The sequence below is a fragment of the uncultured Tenacibaculum sp. genome, from assembly GCF_947498805.1.
Classification (GTDB): Bacteria; Bacteroidota; Bacteroidia; order Flavobacteriales; family Flavobacteriaceae; genus Polaribacter.
Genome location: NZ_CANMLT010000001.1, coordinates 561,269 through 579,056, shown reverse-complemented (window position 1 = coordinate 579,056; position 17,788 = coordinate 561,269). Strand labels below are relative to the sequence as shown.

General features: G+C 32.5%; 16 protein-coding genes. 1 reads left to right on the top strand and 15 read right to left on the bottom strand.

Annotated features, from left to right (window positions below):
• Window positions 1-59 precede the first annotated feature (59 nt).
• From Q0873_RS02860 to Q0873_RS02790, 15 genes are all read right to left on the bottom strand, one after another.
• Window positions 60-2,105 (bottom strand): immunoglobulin-like domain-containing protein, encoded by a 2,046-nt coding sequence (locus tag Q0873_RS02860; protein WP_299104268.1) that lies wholly within the window; start codon window positions 2,103-2,105, stop codon window positions 60-62.
• 21 nt (window positions 2,106-2,126) lie between these two features.
• The gene (locus Q0873_RS02855; protein WP_299104267.1) at window positions 2,127-2,963 is read right to left on the bottom strand and encodes a glycoside hydrolase family 16 protein; all 837 of its coding nucleotides are present in this window, start codon (window positions 2,961-2,963) and stop codon (window positions 2,127-2,129) included.
• A gap of 18 nt (window positions 2,964-2,981) precedes the next feature.
• Complete coding sequence (locus Q0873_RS02850) at window positions 2,982-4,409, bottom strand: carbohydrate binding domain-containing protein (protein WP_299104266.1); 1,428 nt, start codon at window positions 4,407-4,409, stop codon at window positions 2,982-2,984.
• 11 nt (window positions 4,410-4,420) lie between these two features.
• A complete protein-coding gene (locus Q0873_RS02845) occupies window positions 4,421-7,591 on the bottom strand; it encodes a glycoside hydrolase family 2 TIM barrel-domain containing protein (RefSeq protein WP_299104265.1) in 3,171 nt (1,056 codons plus the stop codon).
• Between the two features lie 296 nt (window positions 7,592-7,887).
• On the bottom strand, window positions 7,888-10,659 hold the full coding sequence (locus Q0873_RS02840) for a triple tyrosine motif-containing protein (RefSeq protein WP_299104264.1): 2,772 nt from the start codon (window positions 10,657-10,659) through the stop codon (window positions 7,888-7,890).
• A gap of 75 nt (window positions 10,660-10,734) precedes the next feature.
• Window positions 10,735-11,802 carry a ferredoxin--NADP reductase gene (locus tag Q0873_RS02835; protein WP_299104263.1) on the bottom strand — a complete coding sequence of 356 codons (1,068 nt, stop codon included), beginning with the start codon at window positions 11,800-11,802 and terminating at the stop codon, window positions 10,735-10,737.
• Between the two features lies 1 nt (window position 11,803).
• Complete coding sequence (locus Q0873_RS02830) at window positions 11,804-12,418, bottom strand: DUF4377 domain-containing protein (protein WP_299104262.1); 615 nt, start codon at window positions 12,416-12,418, stop codon at window positions 11,804-11,806.
• A gap of 7 nt (window positions 12,419-12,425) precedes the next feature.
• Window positions 12,426-13,658 (bottom strand): aromatic ring-hydroxylating dioxygenase subunit alpha, encoded by a 1,233-nt coding sequence (locus Q0873_RS02825; RefSeq protein WP_299104261.1) that lies wholly within the window; start codon window positions 13,656-13,658, stop codon window positions 12,426-12,428.
• 16 nt (window positions 13,659-13,674) lie between these two features.
• A complete protein-coding gene (locus Q0873_RS02820; protein WP_299104260.1) occupies window positions 13,675-14,220 on the bottom strand; it encodes a hypothetical protein in 546 nt (181 codons plus the stop codon).
• A gap of 27 nt (window positions 14,221-14,247) precedes the next feature.
• Complete coding sequence (locus Q0873_RS02815; protein WP_299104259.1) at window positions 14,248-15,234, bottom strand: sterol desaturase family protein; 987 nt, start codon at window positions 15,232-15,234, stop codon at window positions 14,248-14,250.
• Between the two features lie 71 nt (window positions 15,235-15,305).
• A complete protein-coding gene (locus tag Q0873_RS02810) occupies window positions 15,306-15,530 on the bottom strand; it encodes a hypothetical protein (protein WP_299104258.1) in 225 nt (74 codons plus the stop codon).
• Between the two features lie 56 nt (window positions 15,531-15,586).
• Entirely contained in the window at window positions 15,587-15,829 is a 243-nt protein-coding gene (locus tag Q0873_RS02805) for a hypothetical protein (RefSeq protein WP_299104257.1), read from the bottom strand.
• Complete coding sequence (locus Q0873_RS02800; protein WP_299104256.1) at window positions 15,830-16,675, bottom strand: ABC transporter six-transmembrane domain-containing protein; 846 nt, start codon at window positions 16,673-16,675, stop codon at window positions 15,830-15,832. It abuts the gene before it with no gap.
• A gap of 2 nt (window positions 16,676-16,677) precedes the next feature.
• Window positions 16,678-16,941 carry a hypothetical protein gene (locus Q0873_RS02795; protein ID WP_299104255.1) on the bottom strand — a complete coding sequence of 88 codons (264 nt, stop codon included), beginning with the start codon at window positions 16,939-16,941 and terminating at the stop codon, window positions 16,678-16,680.
• A gap of 22 nt (window positions 16,942-16,963) precedes the next feature.
• The gene (locus Q0873_RS02790; RefSeq protein ID WP_299104254.1) at window positions 16,964-17,257 is read right to left on the bottom strand and encodes a DUF6787 family protein; all 294 of its coding nucleotides are present in this window, start codon (window positions 17,255-17,257) and stop codon (window positions 16,964-16,966) included.
• 147 nt (window positions 17,258-17,404) lie between these two features.
• Between Q0873_RS02790 and Q0873_RS02785 the strand changes: the two genes are divergently transcribed.
• Window positions 17,405-17,785, top strand: coding sequence for a hypothetical protein (locus tag Q0873_RS02785; RefSeq protein WP_299104253.1), 381 nt, complete (start codon window positions 17,405-17,407; stop codon window positions 17,783-17,785).
• Window positions 17,786-17,788 lie beyond the last annotated feature (3 nt).

The window sequence follows — 17,788 nt, the reverse complement described above, 5'->3', positions numbered from 1 at the left end:
GTTTAAAAAGGTCGAGTAGTACCTCGACTTTTCTATTAATTCAAACTGAGGTGCTATAATTACTCGCTGAAGTAGATATTGTCTATTGTAATATTTACTCCTTGAGTTGTATCTGTTCTAGCTGCAGAAATTACTATTTGTGCGATTGCATTTCTGATTAAATTTTGAGGATCACTAGCAGCGACAAAGTCTGCTAAAGGAATAGACAATGAGTTTACATCTGTACTTGTTGGTACATGAGTATACTGAATTGCACTTGTTTCACCACTTCCGCCTTCATGGTTCGATAACTTAATGTTAAATACCTGACCTGGTAATAAAACGTCTACTTTATAATCTATATGGAATGTTGTAAAGCTCGTTGCATCAAATGCAGATGATGAAAAGTCAATTCCTGCAAATGTCTTGCCCCCTTCCATATTGATCACTTTCGCTGGACTACCATTAAGAGTTCCATCTACAATTCTAGCAGAAGAATCTCCCCAAAATGGTCCCCATTCGTTTACTGAAATATCTGTAAAATCATTGTTATAAATCGAAACTACATTTCCTGAACTTCCTCCTCCTCCAGAACTCGCTTCTTTATAAAAGTAAAAGTTGTCTATAAATACATCTCCAGAAGGAATACCATCTGAATCTATTAAAATTTGAGTAATTTTTTCTTTATTAGCTAAGTTACCTCCATCAAAACCAGACATATCTATGTCTATACTTTGCCAAGATCCACTTACTGTTGTTCCAAGAGATTCGATATCTTCTCCCCCATCAATTGTATTTACAATTTTCACCAATAATTCATTGGTTACACCTGATGGTACCCAATAATCAATATGCAATTTTTCCATAGATGAAACATCTATACCCGTTGCATAATTGGTTACAATTCCTAAGAAATCTAAATTAGATAGTTTCCATACATTATCACTACCTACTGTTGTAGCTTCAAAAGAGGTTGCTGACCATGAAGTTGGCAACTCACTTAATGTTACATCTGCATAAGCATCACTAAAAATAGAGATAACATCTCCTGCTTGTCTCGCTGGTGGAGTTGGCGCTGGATTCGTTGGTGCTGTAGGTGCACTAACTACTTCAACGGTTCTTGTTACTTCTGCAGCTGCATTACCTGCTGCATCACTAACATTATACGTTATTGTATACGTTCCTAAGGCTGAAGTATCAACTGTATCTCCTCCCACCATTATATTTCCGGAAACATCACCATCAACATTATCGGTTGCAGTTGCACCTGGATCTGTAAATGTAGTTCCTTGAATAACCGACATTGAAGCATCTCCATTTAATGTAATTGTTGGTGGAGTTACATCAATTGTTGGAACTTGTTCAATATTGTCTATATAGAATTTTCCTGCGGTAGTTCCTGGACCATCAACAAACAAGGTTAGTCTATTATATTTTGCATCAGAATCGAATGTGAAAACTAATTGCTCCCATCCTGTTCCTCCATGAGTAACTGTTATTTCTACATCTGCCGCAGAACCTTGTTCAAGTTTTAATAATACTGGTACTTGTACATTAGACCAAAGATCCATTACAATAGTTTTATTCGTAGTAAAATCTATCGGAGCATCTAAGTCGTAAAAGAATCCTTCCCAATTAACTCCATTATTTGTTAATTCTGCCACCATTGAACTTGTAGCATTGCTTCCTGAAGGATCTGGGTTTTCAACTAGTTTAAACGTTCCGCCTGTTGGAAATAAGGTTATCTCATCATATTTAACATTAGCGGTATCAAAATTAATTGGTAATCTAACCGGTATTGGTATGTTTATATAAACTTTATCTTCAAAAGTTTCTGACGCTCCAGATATATTGGTTGATTTTAGTACCACCGTATATTCTCCCGTAGGATATATTTTTGTTGGATTAATTTCTGTTGAAGTAGTTCCATCTCCAAAATCCCATTCATAATTATCGGCATTTTCGGATATATTGATAAAAGTAACTTTTCCTAAATCTTGATTAACAGTGTACGTGAAACCCGAGGTTACTTTAGGTAAAGTAGCATCATTCTCTTCACATCCTATAAAAGTTATAATCAAAATAAAGATTGATAATACCCTAACATTTTTAATTAATTGTTTCATCTTTTTAGTCTTTTGAATTAATTATTGTTTATACACTCTAACATAATCTACCAGCATACTTTGTGGGAAAACCGTTTCGCTATTTGGAGGTCCCACAAAACTTCCTCCAACAGCTAAATTTATGATGATATAAAAAGGATGGTCTAATACCCAATCTCCTGTTACATCTGCTTTAGTTATCTGATTATATAAAACATCATCTACATAAAAGTTTACATAGTCTGGCGCCCACTCTATACCAAATACATGAAAACCTGTATCGAATCTATCATTTGTTAATTCGTAACTTTTAGTAATCGCATTTCCTGCTGAATATCCTGGTCCATGAACACTTCCGTGTATTTTTGTAGGTTCTTGCCCTCTGAATTCCATGATGTCAATTTCTCCGCAATTAGGCCATGTAAAACCAGGTTCATTGCAATTGTTTCCTAATAGCCAAAATGCTGGCCACATACCTTGTCCGTAAGGCACTCTAATTCTTGCCTCGAACCTTCCATAGGCTTGTTCAAACAATCCTTCGGTTTTTATTCTTGCTGAGGTATAACCAGCCCCGTTAAATGATTCTTTTCTTGCCGTTATGATAAGTACTCCATTTTGTACCGTTACATTTTCTGGTCTATCTGTATAATATTGTAATTCATTATTTCCCCATCCATTTTGACCAATACCTATATCATAGGTCCAAAGAGAATTATTTAAAGCTCCATCTGTATCAAACTCATCACTCCAAACCAAATTAGAAAAAGTGGCTACTGTTTGTTCTTCACTTTTATTACATGCAAAACACACTAGTGTAATTGCTAACAATACATACTTAGACAAAACTTTCTTAACTACTAAATGATTTATATGACTCATATACTTAGTTTTTATTTGTTATTTAAAGAAGTAAATATTATCAACTGTAATATTCGAAATCGTACTCGAAACGAAAGTAACTTGTGCCAAATTGGTGGTACCAGTTAATCCAGTAAAACCAGCTCCTGTTCCTCCTGTAAAGCTATTTATAGGTATGTCTACGCTTAACCATTGTCCTTCAGTAAAACCTGTAATTGGTGTTGCTGATCCTGCTGAATCATCTGAACCTACTCCTCCAAAAACTCCATCTCCTCCAAAATCTCCAAGTTCTATTGTAATGGCATCTCCTCCTGCAACAGATTCGTCTACCTTGATGTCTAAATGAAGTGTTGTCATTTGAGATACATCTACTGTAGGATTGCTAAATTGTACCGTAACAAAATTTAAGTTGGTATATCTAATTACATTTTCTGCTCCTAAATCAACAGCTCCTCCTTCTGTAGTTTGCCCTCCAAAAAATCCATTATAGAAATCAATGTTTATGTTGTTGTAAGCATTGCTAAATACAGAGACAACATCTGCTGAATTTCTTGTTGGTGGTGTTGGTGCTGGAGTAAAATTCCCAGAAGAGTTGAGCGTTAAAGATCCTTTTGCAGCTACTCCTCCAAGTTTTGCAGTAATTAATGATGTTCCTTGGGTTAGTATGGTAACTTTACCTAACTCGTTTACTATGGCTACATCTGGATTTGATGATTCAAAACTAAAATATGACGGTGCTACATTTGTAGTTATATTTTCTCCTGAACCGGTATTAAAGGTTTGGGTTCCATTGATCTGAACTGTAGAGCCATTAAAGGTGTTCTGTACAACATCTACCCCATTTAAAATCTTTGGTTGCGGTTGTGCTACAGTACCCAATTTTTCAAACTGTAATTCGTCGATCCAAAATGTATATCCGCCTTCATCAAATTGATTCTCTGCTCCTTCAGCATACCAAAACATACCTCTTTCTTGATTCAATTTTGATGGATCTGGTATCGGAATAACATACTTCTTCCAAGCCGTTGATATTTGTAGATTTTGCAAAGTAACTTGGTATTTATTTCCTGTATCTCCATCTATACCAAACCCTATTTCGTTTATATCTGCTCCTTGAGATGCTTTTGCCCAGAAAGTTAAAGCGTCATAACCCGATAAATCTCGAGGACCTAAGCTTTGAAACGTGGCTCCTCCAAAACCAACTCCAAAAACAGGAATATCAAAACGCATTGAGGCAGTACCTAAATATTTTTCATTGGTATCTACTGAAAAAGCTTCCGCGAAAGATCCTCCGAAAGGAAAATAATCTAAACCTCCTACAAAGGCATCTAAAAAGATCCCTCCATTGGTTGGATAGGTTGCAAACTCAGCTTCTTCTGACAAACCTCTTTCACAACTTGTTATTGTTAATAAAATTACCCCTAAAACACAGGCAATCTTTGAATAAATATATTTCTTAGTCTTCATTATTTAGTTCTTTATTTTCCTATGTTGATATGTATATATGTTCTTATTTCCCACTCGGAACCATTACCAAATCCTACTGGACTAATAATTGGTGAATTTGCAAAAGGCAATGCCTCATTTGGTGAATATCTAGGAGAAAACTCGTCTAACGAACGCCATGTTCCTCTAATACCAATTTTTGTACTTGGTAGAATAAACCAATCTTGTTTTCCTACGGAAGTTGAAAAATCTAACATTAATTGAAGTGGGAACGTTAAGTTAAAGTCTCTGTGATAATCAAAAGGTCCCCAATCATTTACCTTCACGGCTCCAGTAATTTTCATCTTTTTATAGATTACTCTTACATCCGTTCCAAAGCGGTCTATGGTACGTTGACTATCTCCATTTGCTTGTCCGTTTCCTGCATAAATGTTGGCTACTAATCCAAAATCTGGACTAATTTTAGAAACCACTCTTGAATGTACTTCCCATAAATCTTCGGCTGGTGCCGAATTATTGAAAGCAAAAAACGATCGATCAGCTAAAAAGCCAATATGTGCATCTTGCGTAGTTGGTAAATGTCTGTATACAAAACCTAAGTTCATTGCAAACTTTGCATCTTCCTTTCTATCATTATCCCATTGATACATCCAGGTTCCTGGTGTTGGATCATAGGTAAATAATATTTCTCCTGCTGTAGTTTCTCTATTTGCTCTTACAACAAAAGGATCATCAATAACATTTCTTAATCTTCCTGGACCTGTTACATCATTCGGCATTGCATCTACAATTGGTTTTTGCCATAAAAAGTTGGGTGCAACTTGAAAGTCTCCAAAACTATAGGTAAACCCAGATAAAAAGTTGGTTTGATTTCCGCTTCCGTTATCTCTTAATTTCCAACCTGTAAACGTTTGTGTTTGATCTGCACCTCCATTAGCTACCAATCCCATAATACTTCCTTGAGCATACCAATTAAGGCGTCCTTTTTGATAAGTTACTTTTGCTTTACCTCCCCAATTATCATCTGAATTGATTTTATCGGTATAAACTATGTAGTTTCCTGAAGTTCCTCTAACATCTTGAAATGAGCTTCCATTTAAAGGACTACCTGCCCAAATTCCTCCTAAGGTTACTCCTATATTTCCAAACTTCTTTTCTACTACTAAAGTGGCTCTTTCTGTTGGCCAAGGTGGTATAACACCACTTCGAACCTGATTATTATTTAATACTCGTCTTCCCGTTTGATCAAATTCTAAATCGGTATTTACATCTCTATGATATATTCCCGTTACGTCAACGCCTGCTATATTCTTTGTGTATTTGAATAGCATTGTTGGATTTGCTCCCCACCATAATTGAGGACCAGCTGCTACCTTTAAACCTTTAAGTGCTCTTTTTCCATCAATTTCAACTCCTAAAATCTCTCCTCCATAAATATCTAAATTCGGTCCGTAGTTTGCTTCTGGGTATAATCCGAAAAAATCTCCTTCGTACCCCCAATGATAATGCCCTGTTCTATAAAATCCTCTTAAATTAAAATCTTGAGCATTCCATTCAAAAGATGCGTTGTATACATTTACTTTGTTTACATCACCCAAAGTGACGTTTCCATTTGCTGTATTAACATTTTCAACTGGTCTCGCTCTATTTTCATAGAAAATTTCATCTATAGGATTCTCTGCAACTTCTCCTATAACATTAAAGTTTACTTCTGCTCTCATATTATCTGAAGGCTTACCTTCAACACCTATAAAGTATGAGTGCATAAAATCAAATCCTGTTTGATTTGGATATCTATTCTGTGTTGGATCTGGAGTATCTGGTGTTGTTAACAAACTTCCACCAGTATAAAAAGTAGTAAACTCTGCCCTTAATTGGCTTATTTTTATTTTTCCTCCTTCTTGTGCTTTTAAAGCTGCTTGATCTCCTCTTGCTTTCAAAACAGCATTCATTACATTAATTCCTTCAAAATAATTGTTGAGGAAATCTAAAGTCATTCCTTTATCATACGGATTCAGTTTATGAACTTGTTGTAATGCATAGTAAGCAGCTCTCGGATATAATTGATATAATCCACGAGCATCGGTTGGTCCTTTTGCACAGATACCAAACCATTCTTCATTCATATTGTTATCTCCTGGTTTTGCCATATCTCTGGCATATCCTCCATTACTCCATGATGCATTATTATCATGAACATCTAAATTCTTAGTTTGACCAAATTTCCACCAACCATCACTAAATTGAAAGGTAAATCCTCCAAGGGAGTTCCCAGCTTTTCCTAAACCAGCAGCATTGGCATAAATATCTTTCCAATTTTCTACATCATAATAAGCTTGCATTGCCTGATCTTCTTTGCCATCTCTTGCGTTATATGCATCCGATCCGAATTCAGTCAGTAATACGGGAAGACCTAATTCTTTTTTAACTCTCTCAAAAGCATCTGTAAAAGTCTTACCTCTATACATGTTAGTTCCATAGATGTCAATATCAGTACATTCTTCTTTTACTATATCTAAAAATCCTAAATCTCCATTACAAATAGCAACTGGATGTGATTGATCTATTTTCTTTACTTCTTTAACCGCATTATTAAACGCTCTATATAGTGCTCTTGCAGCTACTCTAGTTTCTTCTCCTTTACTTTTTGGAATAGGAATATCTTCTGTCTCCGTTCCCTTCCATACTAAGTGATAGTTGTTCTCATTTCCAATCATATAAAGTAATAAACCGCGAGTGTTTTTATATTTATTTGCCATATCTACAGCCTCCTTCATTAACACCTTTTTAGTTGCTGAGTCTGCGTAATCTGTTTCTGGCACCCAAGCACCATTTATGGTTAAACCATATGCTCCAAAAGTGATGTTTAACATGGTGTAAATACCATACTTATCATAGATGTATGTAATCCACTTTGGCTGTAAATTATAGGTTCTAATTGCGTTGACTCCCATATTTTTTAGAAGTGACATTTCAGAGTCTAATGCAGCTTTAATAATGTCATCGGATTGATTCCAAATTCCAGGATCTGTAATGGTATTACCTATTGGCACATAATCCCAATTGACACCATTAACAATAAATGGCTTTCCATTTACTGTTAACATAATTCCTTCGTTGTTTTTTACAACAGTTACTTTTTGCGCCTGACTATAAAAGTTTAGTGTAAAAAGAAGTAATGTTAATTTTAAAATTACTTTCATTATATGTTGAGTTTTAATCTTTTCTGCGATCGTTACTAATGATACTGTGATAGCAATTGCGAAACAGAATGTTACACAATAAAAGTACAGTTATAATTTACAGAATTGATAAAAAATACCTCAACAAAAAATATACACACCAAAAAAAATATGCGTTTTTTAAATTTTCAACAACAAAACCCACATAAAAACAAGAAATAACCAAAAATCAAATCCCCTCTAAAAAACAAGAAAAAATGGCTTTGTATAGGTAATGTATAGGTAAAAACCGTGTTAAAAACGAATGTGTAAAGTTTCTATAGATTTAAAATATAATCAACTAAGTTGTTTTCGTGTTGAAGATTCATTTTTTTACGTAGTCTATAGCGTTTAATTTCAACACTTCTTACAGATATATTAAAAAGCGGAGCTATTTCTTTAGAAGATAAATTTAGACGTAAATAAGCACAGAGTTTTAAATCATTAGGAGATAAATTAGAATGTAATTTCTTTAGGCGCTGTAAAAACTCGCTATCTGCATTATTAAAGGCCTCTTGAAAGAACTCCCAATCATCATTGTCTTTTAAATTTTGGTCTATCAATTTAATTACAGGCTTTAGTTGCCCATTATCAACACTAACAATTTGATTCTTTATAGATGTTAATAGTTCGTTCTTTTTTACAACACTCATAATAGATGATGCCAATTCCTTACTCTTATCTTTAAAGTCTTTTCTTAATTTTTCATTTCTAATTTTAATGATTTCTTTTTCATTTTCTATTTGTGCTATTTTCAATTCTTTTTGATTTTCTTGTATAATTCTTCTTTGTTGCTTTTTATAATATCTCCTATACATCATATGCATTGCTATGGAAAATAACACAAAGGATATGACATAAATTACTAGCATAAAATTACTTGCATACCAAGGTTTTTTTATTTCAAATGAATAACTAGCTTCATTCTTAGATAACATACTACCTACTCTACCCCGTACTAAAAAAGTATAGTTTCCGTTTGGTAGACTTTCAAAAGTTTTTGAATAACTAGTAGACCATTTACTCCATTCTTTTTCCAATCCTTCTAAGCGATATTGATACTCCGGTAAAAAGAACTTATCAAATTCTGCAACATTATAGGTAAAGGTTAAGTTGTTTTGATGATTCTTAAAAACACCATTGACTTCATGGTCTATTTTGTTCCCTTTCAACGAAACTTTATTAAGCGTTACTTCAAATTCCTTCTGAGGTAATTTTGCTGTGTTTATAACAATATATCCAGAAGAGGAACATAACAAATATTGATTCTTAACAATTTTTAAAATATTCTCGTACCCAACAACACTGTTTCTTTTAATATTATCTAAAGGTATTTTCTTTACTTCAAACCCATTTGAAAGTTTACTTGGTGTTATTTGAGCTAAACTAGATTGTGTAAAAGCCCACATTTCATTATCCTGAATAACTAATTTCCCCGAAATAAAGTCGTCTTTATAAATATTACTTAAAGAAGTATCTCTTACAAAGGATGCATTTTCTTCGTTATATTCAAAAATGCCTTTTTTATAGGCTAAATAAATTTTGTTTTGAAATGAAGCAATACTTGAATGTACTCCTAAATTTACGGTATCTTTTTTTATTTTAAACGTGCTAGTAAAATCTTCATCAACCTTTAATTCATACACTCCTTTATATTCATGATTTACAAAAATCTTAGTGCTTTTAAAAATCTCAAACTGTTTTGATGAGATATTAAAACCTTCTATTTTGTTCCTCAAACTCCAGTTCTCGTCTTCTCTTTGTAAAACATAGAGCCCATCATAGTTTCCTTGTAATACTAAAGAATCATTTATCTTCTTAAAATCCCATGTTCCTTCAATAGTCGATACTAAAGTTACCTTACCACTATTTACCGTAAAGGTTCCTAAATTATGCCCACAAAAAAGTGTTTCATCAATTACTTTTAAGCTCCATACTTGACCTTTTGTTCCTTGAATCAGTTTAAAGTCATCTGACGAGTTCATTTTTTTAAAAAACAAACCTTGATTTGTACCTAAATATAAATACTCTTTAAAAATAGCTGAAGCGTAAATACTTCCTAAATCTCCAATAAAATCATTAAACAATGTAAATGGTGATTCTTCATTAACTAAGCTAATTCCGTTATCTAAACCTAACCAAATATCTTCATCAATATCTTCATACAAGGAAAGTACTGTGTTATTATTGAGCCCTTTTTCTCTATTTAATTGATATAACAAGTGACCTTTAGTATCTAAAAGAATAAATCCATTAGCTATTGTTCCCAATGCAAAATTTCCATTTTTCAACTGTATTGCATTGTATACATTTACCGTGTTTAGTTCCAAATTCAAAGAAGTTTGCCATTCTTTTAGTTCTTTATTTGAAAGTTTGAAAAACCCTTTATTTTCAATTAGAACCAATACATCTTCATTCTTCTGAAATACATTTATAACTCTATTTTCTTTAAGGATATTATCATCTGAAACTAGCAACTCTCTTCCTTCTTCTATCTTAAATAATCCTTGATTAGATTTTTGAAAATATATAGTGTTTTGAGTTTGATATGTTTTTGTGATTGATTCATTTGAGCCCAGTATATTAAAGCTCCTATTGGTTAAATCATAGATATAAATTCGATTTAACGATTGGAAAACAACCATATTTTCAAAAGATAAAATATTCCAAAATTGTTCATCTTCTATTAATTGGTCTCTGATTTCTTTAGATAGTGAGGTATATTCTAATTCATCTAGTTCATTTTTCTCCCAATAACCAAACTCCATATAACACCCTGTAAAAACTTTATCATCAATAACTTTTACAGATCTAATAATCGTTTCATTTGGAGAATCATATAGCCTCCAAGAAGCTCCATTATAGGTAAGTAAACCTCGATTGTTTGCTATGTATATAGTCTTTTCTTTGTCTTGAGATATAGCCCAATTCTGCTTTTCTCCTTTATACTCTTTAGGAAAAAAATTAGTTACAGGTGGGAATTCTTGAGCAAAAAGGCAAGAGGCACTTAAAAAACAAAGAAGAAATGAGAGTTTAAAAAATGATTTCAATTTGTAATTTAGAAATATGGTTATTGACTAAATGTACAAATTAAATCACTAATTCATAAAGTTTTAAAAAACGAATTATTCAAAAACTATAGCTACCTCTTCAGTTAAAGGAACACTTTGACAGCTTAAAATATAGCCATCCTTTACATCAGCATCAGATAAGGCAAGGTTCTTTTTCATGAAAACCTCTCCTTTATTCAACTTACACATACAGCTAGAGCACACTCCTCCTTCACATGAATATGGAGGATCATAGTTATTATCTAACATGGCTCGTAAGATAGTTTTACCCTTTGGAATATGTATGTTTATTTCTTCTCCATCTAAACTAGCAGTTAAATTAGCATTATCGATGACTTCTGTAGTTTCTTCAGATGTTCCTCCTCCAAAGCTTTCAATAAAAATTCGGGTATCTGGAACATCCATACTCTGTAATACTTTTTGAGTATTTTCTATCATGGTACCAGGCCCACAAATAAAATATTCTGCATTCTGTGCATAAGGAGGAAATTCATTTATAAACCATTCTATGGCCGTTTTATCTACTCTTCCTTTGCGATGATCCATTTTATTTTTAGAAGACCAAAAGCTACTTTTAGGCTTGCTTAAAGTATATACTAAGGCAAACCTTTCTGGAAATTCTTTTTTCAAGGCTTCTAGCTCTTCTTTAAACATGATGGTTTCTTGATTTCTATTTCCATAAATCATGTTCACATAGCTCTTCTCTTCTGTTAGTAGCACTGTTCTTAAAATAGAAAGTATTGGAGTAATACCACTTCCAGCAGCAAACAAATAATAAGTTTTATAGTTCTCTTTTTGAACATCTGCAAAAAAGCGTCCATCAGGAACCATCACCTCAACTATATCTCCTGATTTTAAATTATCATTAATGTAATTTGATACTAATCCTTTTTTTACACGTTTTACCCCTACTTTTAAAGGTTTTTCCAATACTGGACTGCTACAAAGAGAATAAGAACGTCTTGCTTCTTCTCCGTTTATTACAAATTTTAAGGTTACATATTGTCCTGCTTTGAAATTAAACGTTTCATACAGTTCATAAGGAACGTCAAAGGATACCGAAACGGAATCATTCGTTTCTTTTTTTACTTCTAGTACTTTTAATTTATGAAACTTAGACATCTTATTCTACTTTTAAAATTCGCTTAGCAAAGATTTGTACAGGATAGCTCTCAGCATATTCTCCAGCTATTCTTGCTTTATCTCCTACTTTTAATTGCACATAATTATCTTCTAGGTTTGGAATACTAATCGTACAGGTATACAATCCTCCTTTATTGTCTTTTAAAGTAGCCGTATAGCCATCTTTCCCATTTGCTATTTCAGTAACTTCTAACATTGGAAATTTTGCCAATTCTTCATCTGTAATTGGCTTTTCTTTTTTCAACACTTCTATTAATTTGTAAAAAATTGAAGAGGCATCTTGAGGTGCTTCTTTTAATGTTATCTTTTCCACTTGTAAATTGTATACAAACCCTGGACTGTAATTAAAACCCTCTATTCCTTCATATTGATTTTTCCAAGTACTATCTACCCCTAACTCTTTAATCTGTAAACATTTTTGTTTACCATGAGCTCCGTAACAATCTACTTTTTGAGCATTTACTTTTAATACAATTACTTCTTTGTTCTCTATATTCAAATTATCTTGTGAAGATTGTGAAGTGTCCTTTTTATTTTGTACGGTATTACAGGCTGCTAAAACAATCATTAACCCTAGTACAATTTTTCTCATCATATTTCTTTTATTTTTTATCAAAAGCCCCATGAGCTTCCATCCATTTTTTTACTTCTTCCTGAAATCGCATTATAGCATATTCTCCCCTAACTGCTCTGGCACCAACACTAAAATACGGAGAACTTAACGATTTTTGTTGTTGTTCACATGCATAAATATCTTCAGCCATAAAATCTCCAGAAGCCATTGGATCATCTTTTTCTCCTTCATACTTTCCTTTATTACCATAATGCTGCCAAACTTTACTCATAGCAGACTTTGCATATTGTTTGGTAAACTCCCATTCACTTTTATTTTCAACCTTAGATCTAATTACCACCAATGTTCTATCCGGAGCTAATGGAATTGCATGAAAAGTATTCCATTGTGCTTCTCCTTCGGTAATACCAATATTAGGGAATAACCATGGTACATAGGCTCCTATTTTCTCTCTAGGTACACTTTCAATTAGTGGAAATTGCGCAGCATTGTCTACATCTTTTAAGTAATCATCTACCAATGGCTCATAAAACCAATAGTGCGGACCTTTCCACCCAAACTCTGCTTTTGAATGGTCGTACATATTCAAGGTTCCTTCATGTAAATGTGCTAAATGATAATGATCAATATAATTTTCTACTACAATTTTCCAGTTAGATTTAATTTCTTTAGCATAAAAAGGTTCTCCATCTGTTTCACTCCATTCTACCAATTCTTCAACTACATGCGGACCTAAATAAGGTTCCACTTCACCAAAAAACTCCATAATACTTGGGGCATTCTTTTCTGGATGTACAAAAAGCATTCCTTTAAAAATATCTACTGAAGCTTCATGCAGGTTTAAATCACATTCATGTAATTCCTTACCGTTTAAATCTGGAAATTCTTGGTCTTTCTTCGGAATACTAACCAGTTTGCCTTCTAAATCATAGGTCCAATCGTGATAAGGACAAGTAATCGCTTTTTGATTTTTTCCTACTGCTCTTAACAATTGTGTTCCTCTATGACGACACATATTGTGGAAAGCTCTTAAACGATGATCTCTTCCTTTAACAATAAATATATTATTCAACCCTGCTTGAACAGAAATATAATCTCCAGGATTTGCTACGTCTTCAACCAAACCAGCATATTGCCAGGTAGTAGAAAAAAGATGCTTCATTTCTAAATCGAACCATTCCTGTGAAGTATATGCTTCAACTGGAAGCGCGTGCATCATTTTAGAAACTTCTGAATTATTATTGTTTGATGTTGAACTCATAATCTTTTATAAAGTTTTAATTTTCTCTTTTCCAAACTTCAGTATCCTTATACCCATAATAATCATAACTTAGTAGAAATGTATTATTATCTTTTAAATTAATTTTACATGGAATATCGTATTTTTTTTCTTCAAACTCTACCTTATAAATTCCTTTTCCTTTTTTACCATTGAAATATTTAATGATTAAGGTTTTTACTAAGGGAACTTTTTCTCCGTAACCATTTTCATCTTGAACTTCATAGGTAAAAGCATTGTATATTTTACCTTCTTTCTTCACATCATAAACCACGGCCCCATTTAAGCTCTTATATACCACTTTCCATTTTCCTATTAATGAAACTGTATTTTTACTTTTAACAGTTTTTGCGGTAGATGATACTTTTTGGGGCTTTTCTTCTGTTGTATCTTCAGTACTATACTGCTCTTCAACAGACGCTTCTTGTATATAATACTCCCATTCATCTTGTGATGGATACAAAGCAAAAACAATTAATGTTCCTAACCCTCCAAGAATAATTACATATCCTAAAACTTTAAATATACTATTTGCTATCTTCATTTTCTACTATTCATTTTGAGTTATACATTATTTATCTGATGCTTGTTGAGGCGGATACGTTTGGCCTTTAGGCATCCAATGTGGTCTTTTTACAAAAGATAGTAACTTGTTTCCAACCCCCTTAGTATGTTTCAATTTATCATAGAAACGGGTAATTCCATGAAAAAATACTTTAATCGGATTCACGCTGTTTAAAGGTTCTGAAATACCATACACTACCTTTTCCTCCTCTGGTTCAAAAGTTCCTAACATTCTATCCCAAATAATTAAAATTCCTGCATAGTTTTTATCCCAATACTGTCTGTTGGAACCATGGTGCACACGATGGTGCGATGGTGTATTAAAAATATACTCTATTGGTTTAAACAATTTACCTATAATTTCTGTATGCAATACTGCTTGAAATGTTTGTACAAATAGTTCAGCTGCTAACATTAAAAACGGATTGAATCCTAACATAACGGCTGGTACCGAAAAGAATAATGGGAAAAATCCATCTAATGGTCCAAACCTATACGCCACCGACATATTAAAATGGGGAGAACTGTGATGTACGGTATGCGTTACCCATCCTGCAGCTAATTCGTGCATTAATCGATGTTCCCAATAATATAAAAAATCAGCCAAAAGTATACAAGATGTAATGGTTACCCAAGTTAACGGTAGTTCATCAAAAAAACGATATTCCCAAGCCCATACGTATAGTTTTGTTGCAAATAAAAACCCTAAAATATAATTGATAACAGTAAAAAATCCTACGGTTAATACATTCGCCACTGAATCTAATGCTAAGTCTTTGTTTAATCTTTTCGTGACAAGATATCTAACAAGTTCAAGTACAAAAAATGGTACAATGATATACAGTACACTTAAATCGTTAAAAATATAAAAGAAACGATCAACGGTTTCATTGGTATATTCGGCTATATTAAAATTATCTGCCACATAATGTGGTATACCAACAATGGTTGCTATTATTACTATGCTATATATTATTAATCTTGTTTTGCTCATTTTTTAAATTTTTAATTAATACAAATATCCTTAGAGTAGTTTATTTTACTTTTGACACAGGTCAAAATCGCTTATAAGACTCCAAAATAATTATACCAAGAACCAATTTCTACTAATGATAATACAATTACCAAAATGATATAATCTGTCCATGAAAATGGTTTATCATAGGTAAAATAATCTATAACAGTCCATAGGATTATCAAAACAATCCAAATAACGAGTGAACTTGCTCCGTAATAGACCATTCCAAAATAGGCAAGAATCGAGAGTGTTAAGGTTAAAATCAGTTTCATCTTTGTATATTTTATTTACTGCAAAGTTCTGTACAATAGCCTATTTACACTTTGACCTAAGTCAAAATATTTAAATAATTTAAAATAGAAAATAACGCCAAAAACGACCAAATCGAAATCATTGTCCAGTACAACCTTGGGGTTTCTTCAAGAGATACCTCCTCTACAAAATGAATTGTTTTACTCTTTAAAACATTCAATAATCCCATCAAGATAAAAAATGCCCAAAACCAGTCCCATTCAAAAATTACAGCTAGCACTAACAATACCAGAGCCACAATTGTTTTCCACTTTTTCATTTATATTGTTTTTAATCTCGAACTTATTTCTTGTAATCTAATAATTTGTTGAAAAATAATAGGAAGCATAAACACACCTCCTGAAAATTCCAACACATACGTTAATACCGAAAAAATACTTCCTGCAGTTGCATTGACAGCACTTGCAGATGCATATAGCGCAAAAATGGCTAAAGCAAAAAGTACTATTTCGATGATTGAAAAATTTATAGTTTCTAAATCCGACATTTTCACCAACCATTTAGCAATATTTCTAAAATGGTTAAAAATTCCAGTATGCTCTCTTTTTTCCAATACGTTAATTCGATGTTCTAATTCATCATTTAAACCAATATTATAATTATAAATACGCTGTGTACTAAAAGTATAGATTAGTACAATGATTATAATGGCCAACAAACACCCACCAAAAATCCACCAATCAAACAAAGCCAACATTATCAATGCTCCTATTACACTAATGGCGGAGGTAAACGCTTGCGTAACATCATGTTCAAAAAAATCAACCAACTCTTTTACCAGAGCACTTCTGGCCGCAATAGCCGAAACCTCTATTTGTTTTTCGTTTTGCTTTTCGGCAATTTCAGTAGCTACATTTGTATAAATTGATGTATACGCTCTCGTATCATAATATCTTCTAATTGTACCAATCACAAAACCAATTCCGTATAAAATACAAAATAGCCATAGCCCGTCATTTTTCTTATTGATTAAATCGTTAATGGCTATTCCCAATACCAAAGGTTGTAGTACTTTGGCTATATTTTCTAATACTAGCAATAGAAAAGTAAGAGATATTTTCCATTTGTATTTTTTAAATATTGAAATAATAGAAAAGTCTTTCATTATTAATAATAAAATTGATTTACATCTATAAATAAAGTGGATAAAGAATATAATGCCATTAATAACCAGGAAATTACAATTACCCAGTATAAAATCGTATTCTTTTTTCTAAAAATAGGCTCAATAAAATAAGTAACCCCAGAAAATAAGTCAGGAATAATCCAAAACAAAAAAAGGATTCCCCATGCCCATTCCCAATTCATAAATATGGCAATGTACATTAATATCAATGCAATTATAGTTCTCCATTTAGTTGTACTCTTCATATCTTAAATATAGAGAGAAATATTAAATAGTGATTCCAAACCTCTTTAACATCTTCTTTTCCATATTCCAAAAAAAGTTGAATTGTCCAAAAACCCACCCATATATCACTAAAAATATTTGATAGAATATAAAGCTTGAAATAATAAATAATGGATAGTAAATGATAGGATGTATATACTCCAATGTTATTCCTAAAAACTTTAATATAGGTCTACCTATTAATACTGAAGAAGACCCTGTTATTGAAAACACAAAGAATATAATAATCAAATCTCTTGGTGTATCAACATTCCAACGTAACATTAATTTTTTCATCTTAAAAAGTTTTCTCCAAAACTACTGTTGGGTTGATAAAAACAAATTGACATAGGTCAAAAAAAGCGCTCAAGCATGATTTTGACATAGGTCAAAAAAACTTTCTAACATCCTTCACATTTTTGTCTCGGCTTTAAACTATAAATCATGAAACGTTTTTTATTAATAACCATAATTCTACTTCTAGGTTGTTCCAAATCTTTTGATCAAAGGATTATTGGCATTTGGAAAACCAATAACAAATTTTATGAAGCTACCTACAAATTTGAAAAGGTGAGCAAACATATAGTTGGTAAACTTCTTTACTATAATGATGGTACAACCATACTACATGAAACAGGTACTGATAAAGATATTTTCATCAAAAATTTACAGTATAAAGACCTCCTTTTTATAGATGCGGTATCTGGAGCTACTCAAACCAATACTCAAAACTATCAAATAGAAGTTAAGCATCAAGATACTTTAAAAGTTACCACTTATATAAGAAAGAAACCATTAATAGAAACTTGGACAAGAAAACAATAACAG

What these genes read in the sequence shown, in the direction of transcription:
- Q0873_RS02860 (WP_299104268.1), bottom strand. Translation starts at nt 2,105, where the DNA reads ATGAAACAATTAATTAAAAATGTTAGGGTATTATCAATCTTTATTTTG.
- Q0873_RS02855 (WP_299104267.1), bottom strand. Translation starts at nt 2,963, where the DNA reads ATGAGTCATATAAATCATTTAGTAGTTAAGAAAGTTTTGTCTAAGTAT.
- Q0873_RS02850 (WP_299104266.1), bottom strand. Translation starts at nt 4,409, where the DNA reads ATGAAGACTAAGAAATATATTTATTCAAAGATTGCCTGTGTTTTAGGG.
- Q0873_RS02845 (WP_299104265.1), bottom strand. Translation starts at nt 7,591, where the DNA reads ATGAAAGTAATTTTAAAATTAACATTACTTCTTTTTACACTAAACTTT.
- Q0873_RS02835 (WP_299104263.1), bottom strand. Translation starts at nt 11,802, where the DNA reads ATGTCTAAGTTTCATAAATTAAAAGTACTAGAAGTAAAAAAAGAAACG.
- Q0873_RS02830 (WP_299104262.1), bottom strand. Translation starts at nt 12,418, where the DNA reads ATGATGAGAAAAATTGTACTAGGGTTAATGATTGTTTTAGCAGCCTGT.
- Q0873_RS02825 (WP_299104261.1), bottom strand. Translation starts at nt 13,658, where the DNA reads ATGAGTTCAACATCAAACAATAATAATTCAGAAGTTTCTAAAATGATG.
- Q0873_RS02820 (WP_299104260.1), bottom strand. Translation starts at nt 14,220, where the DNA reads ATGAAGATAGCAAATAGTATATTTAAAGTTTTAGGATATGTAATTATT.
- Q0873_RS02815 (WP_299104259.1), bottom strand. Translation starts at nt 15,234, where the DNA reads ATGAGCAAAACAAGATTAATAATATATAGCATAGTAATAATAGCAACC.
- Q0873_RS02810 (WP_299104258.1), bottom strand. Translation starts at nt 15,530, where the DNA reads ATGAAACTGATTTTAACCTTAACACTCTCGATTCTTGCCTATTTTGGA.
- Q0873_RS02805 (WP_299104257.1), bottom strand. Translation starts at nt 15,829, where the DNA reads ATGAAAAAGTGGAAAACAATTGTGGCTCTGGTATTGTTAGTGCTAGCT.
- Q0873_RS02800 (WP_299104256.1), bottom strand. Translation starts at nt 16,675, where the DNA reads ATGAAAGACTTTTCTATTATTTCAATATTTAAAAAATACAAATGGAAA.
- Q0873_RS02795 (WP_299104255.1), bottom strand. Translation starts at nt 16,941, where the DNA reads ATGAAGAGTACAACTAAATGGAGAACTATAATTGCATTGATATTAATG.
- Q0873_RS02790 (WP_299104254.1), bottom strand. Translation starts at nt 17,257, where the DNA reads ATGAAAAAATTAATGTTACGTTGGAATGTTGATACACCAAGAGATTTG.
- Q0873_RS02785 (WP_299104253.1), top strand. Translation starts at nt 17,405, where the DNA reads ATGAAACGTTTTTTATTAATAACCATAATTCTACTTCTAGGTTGTTCC.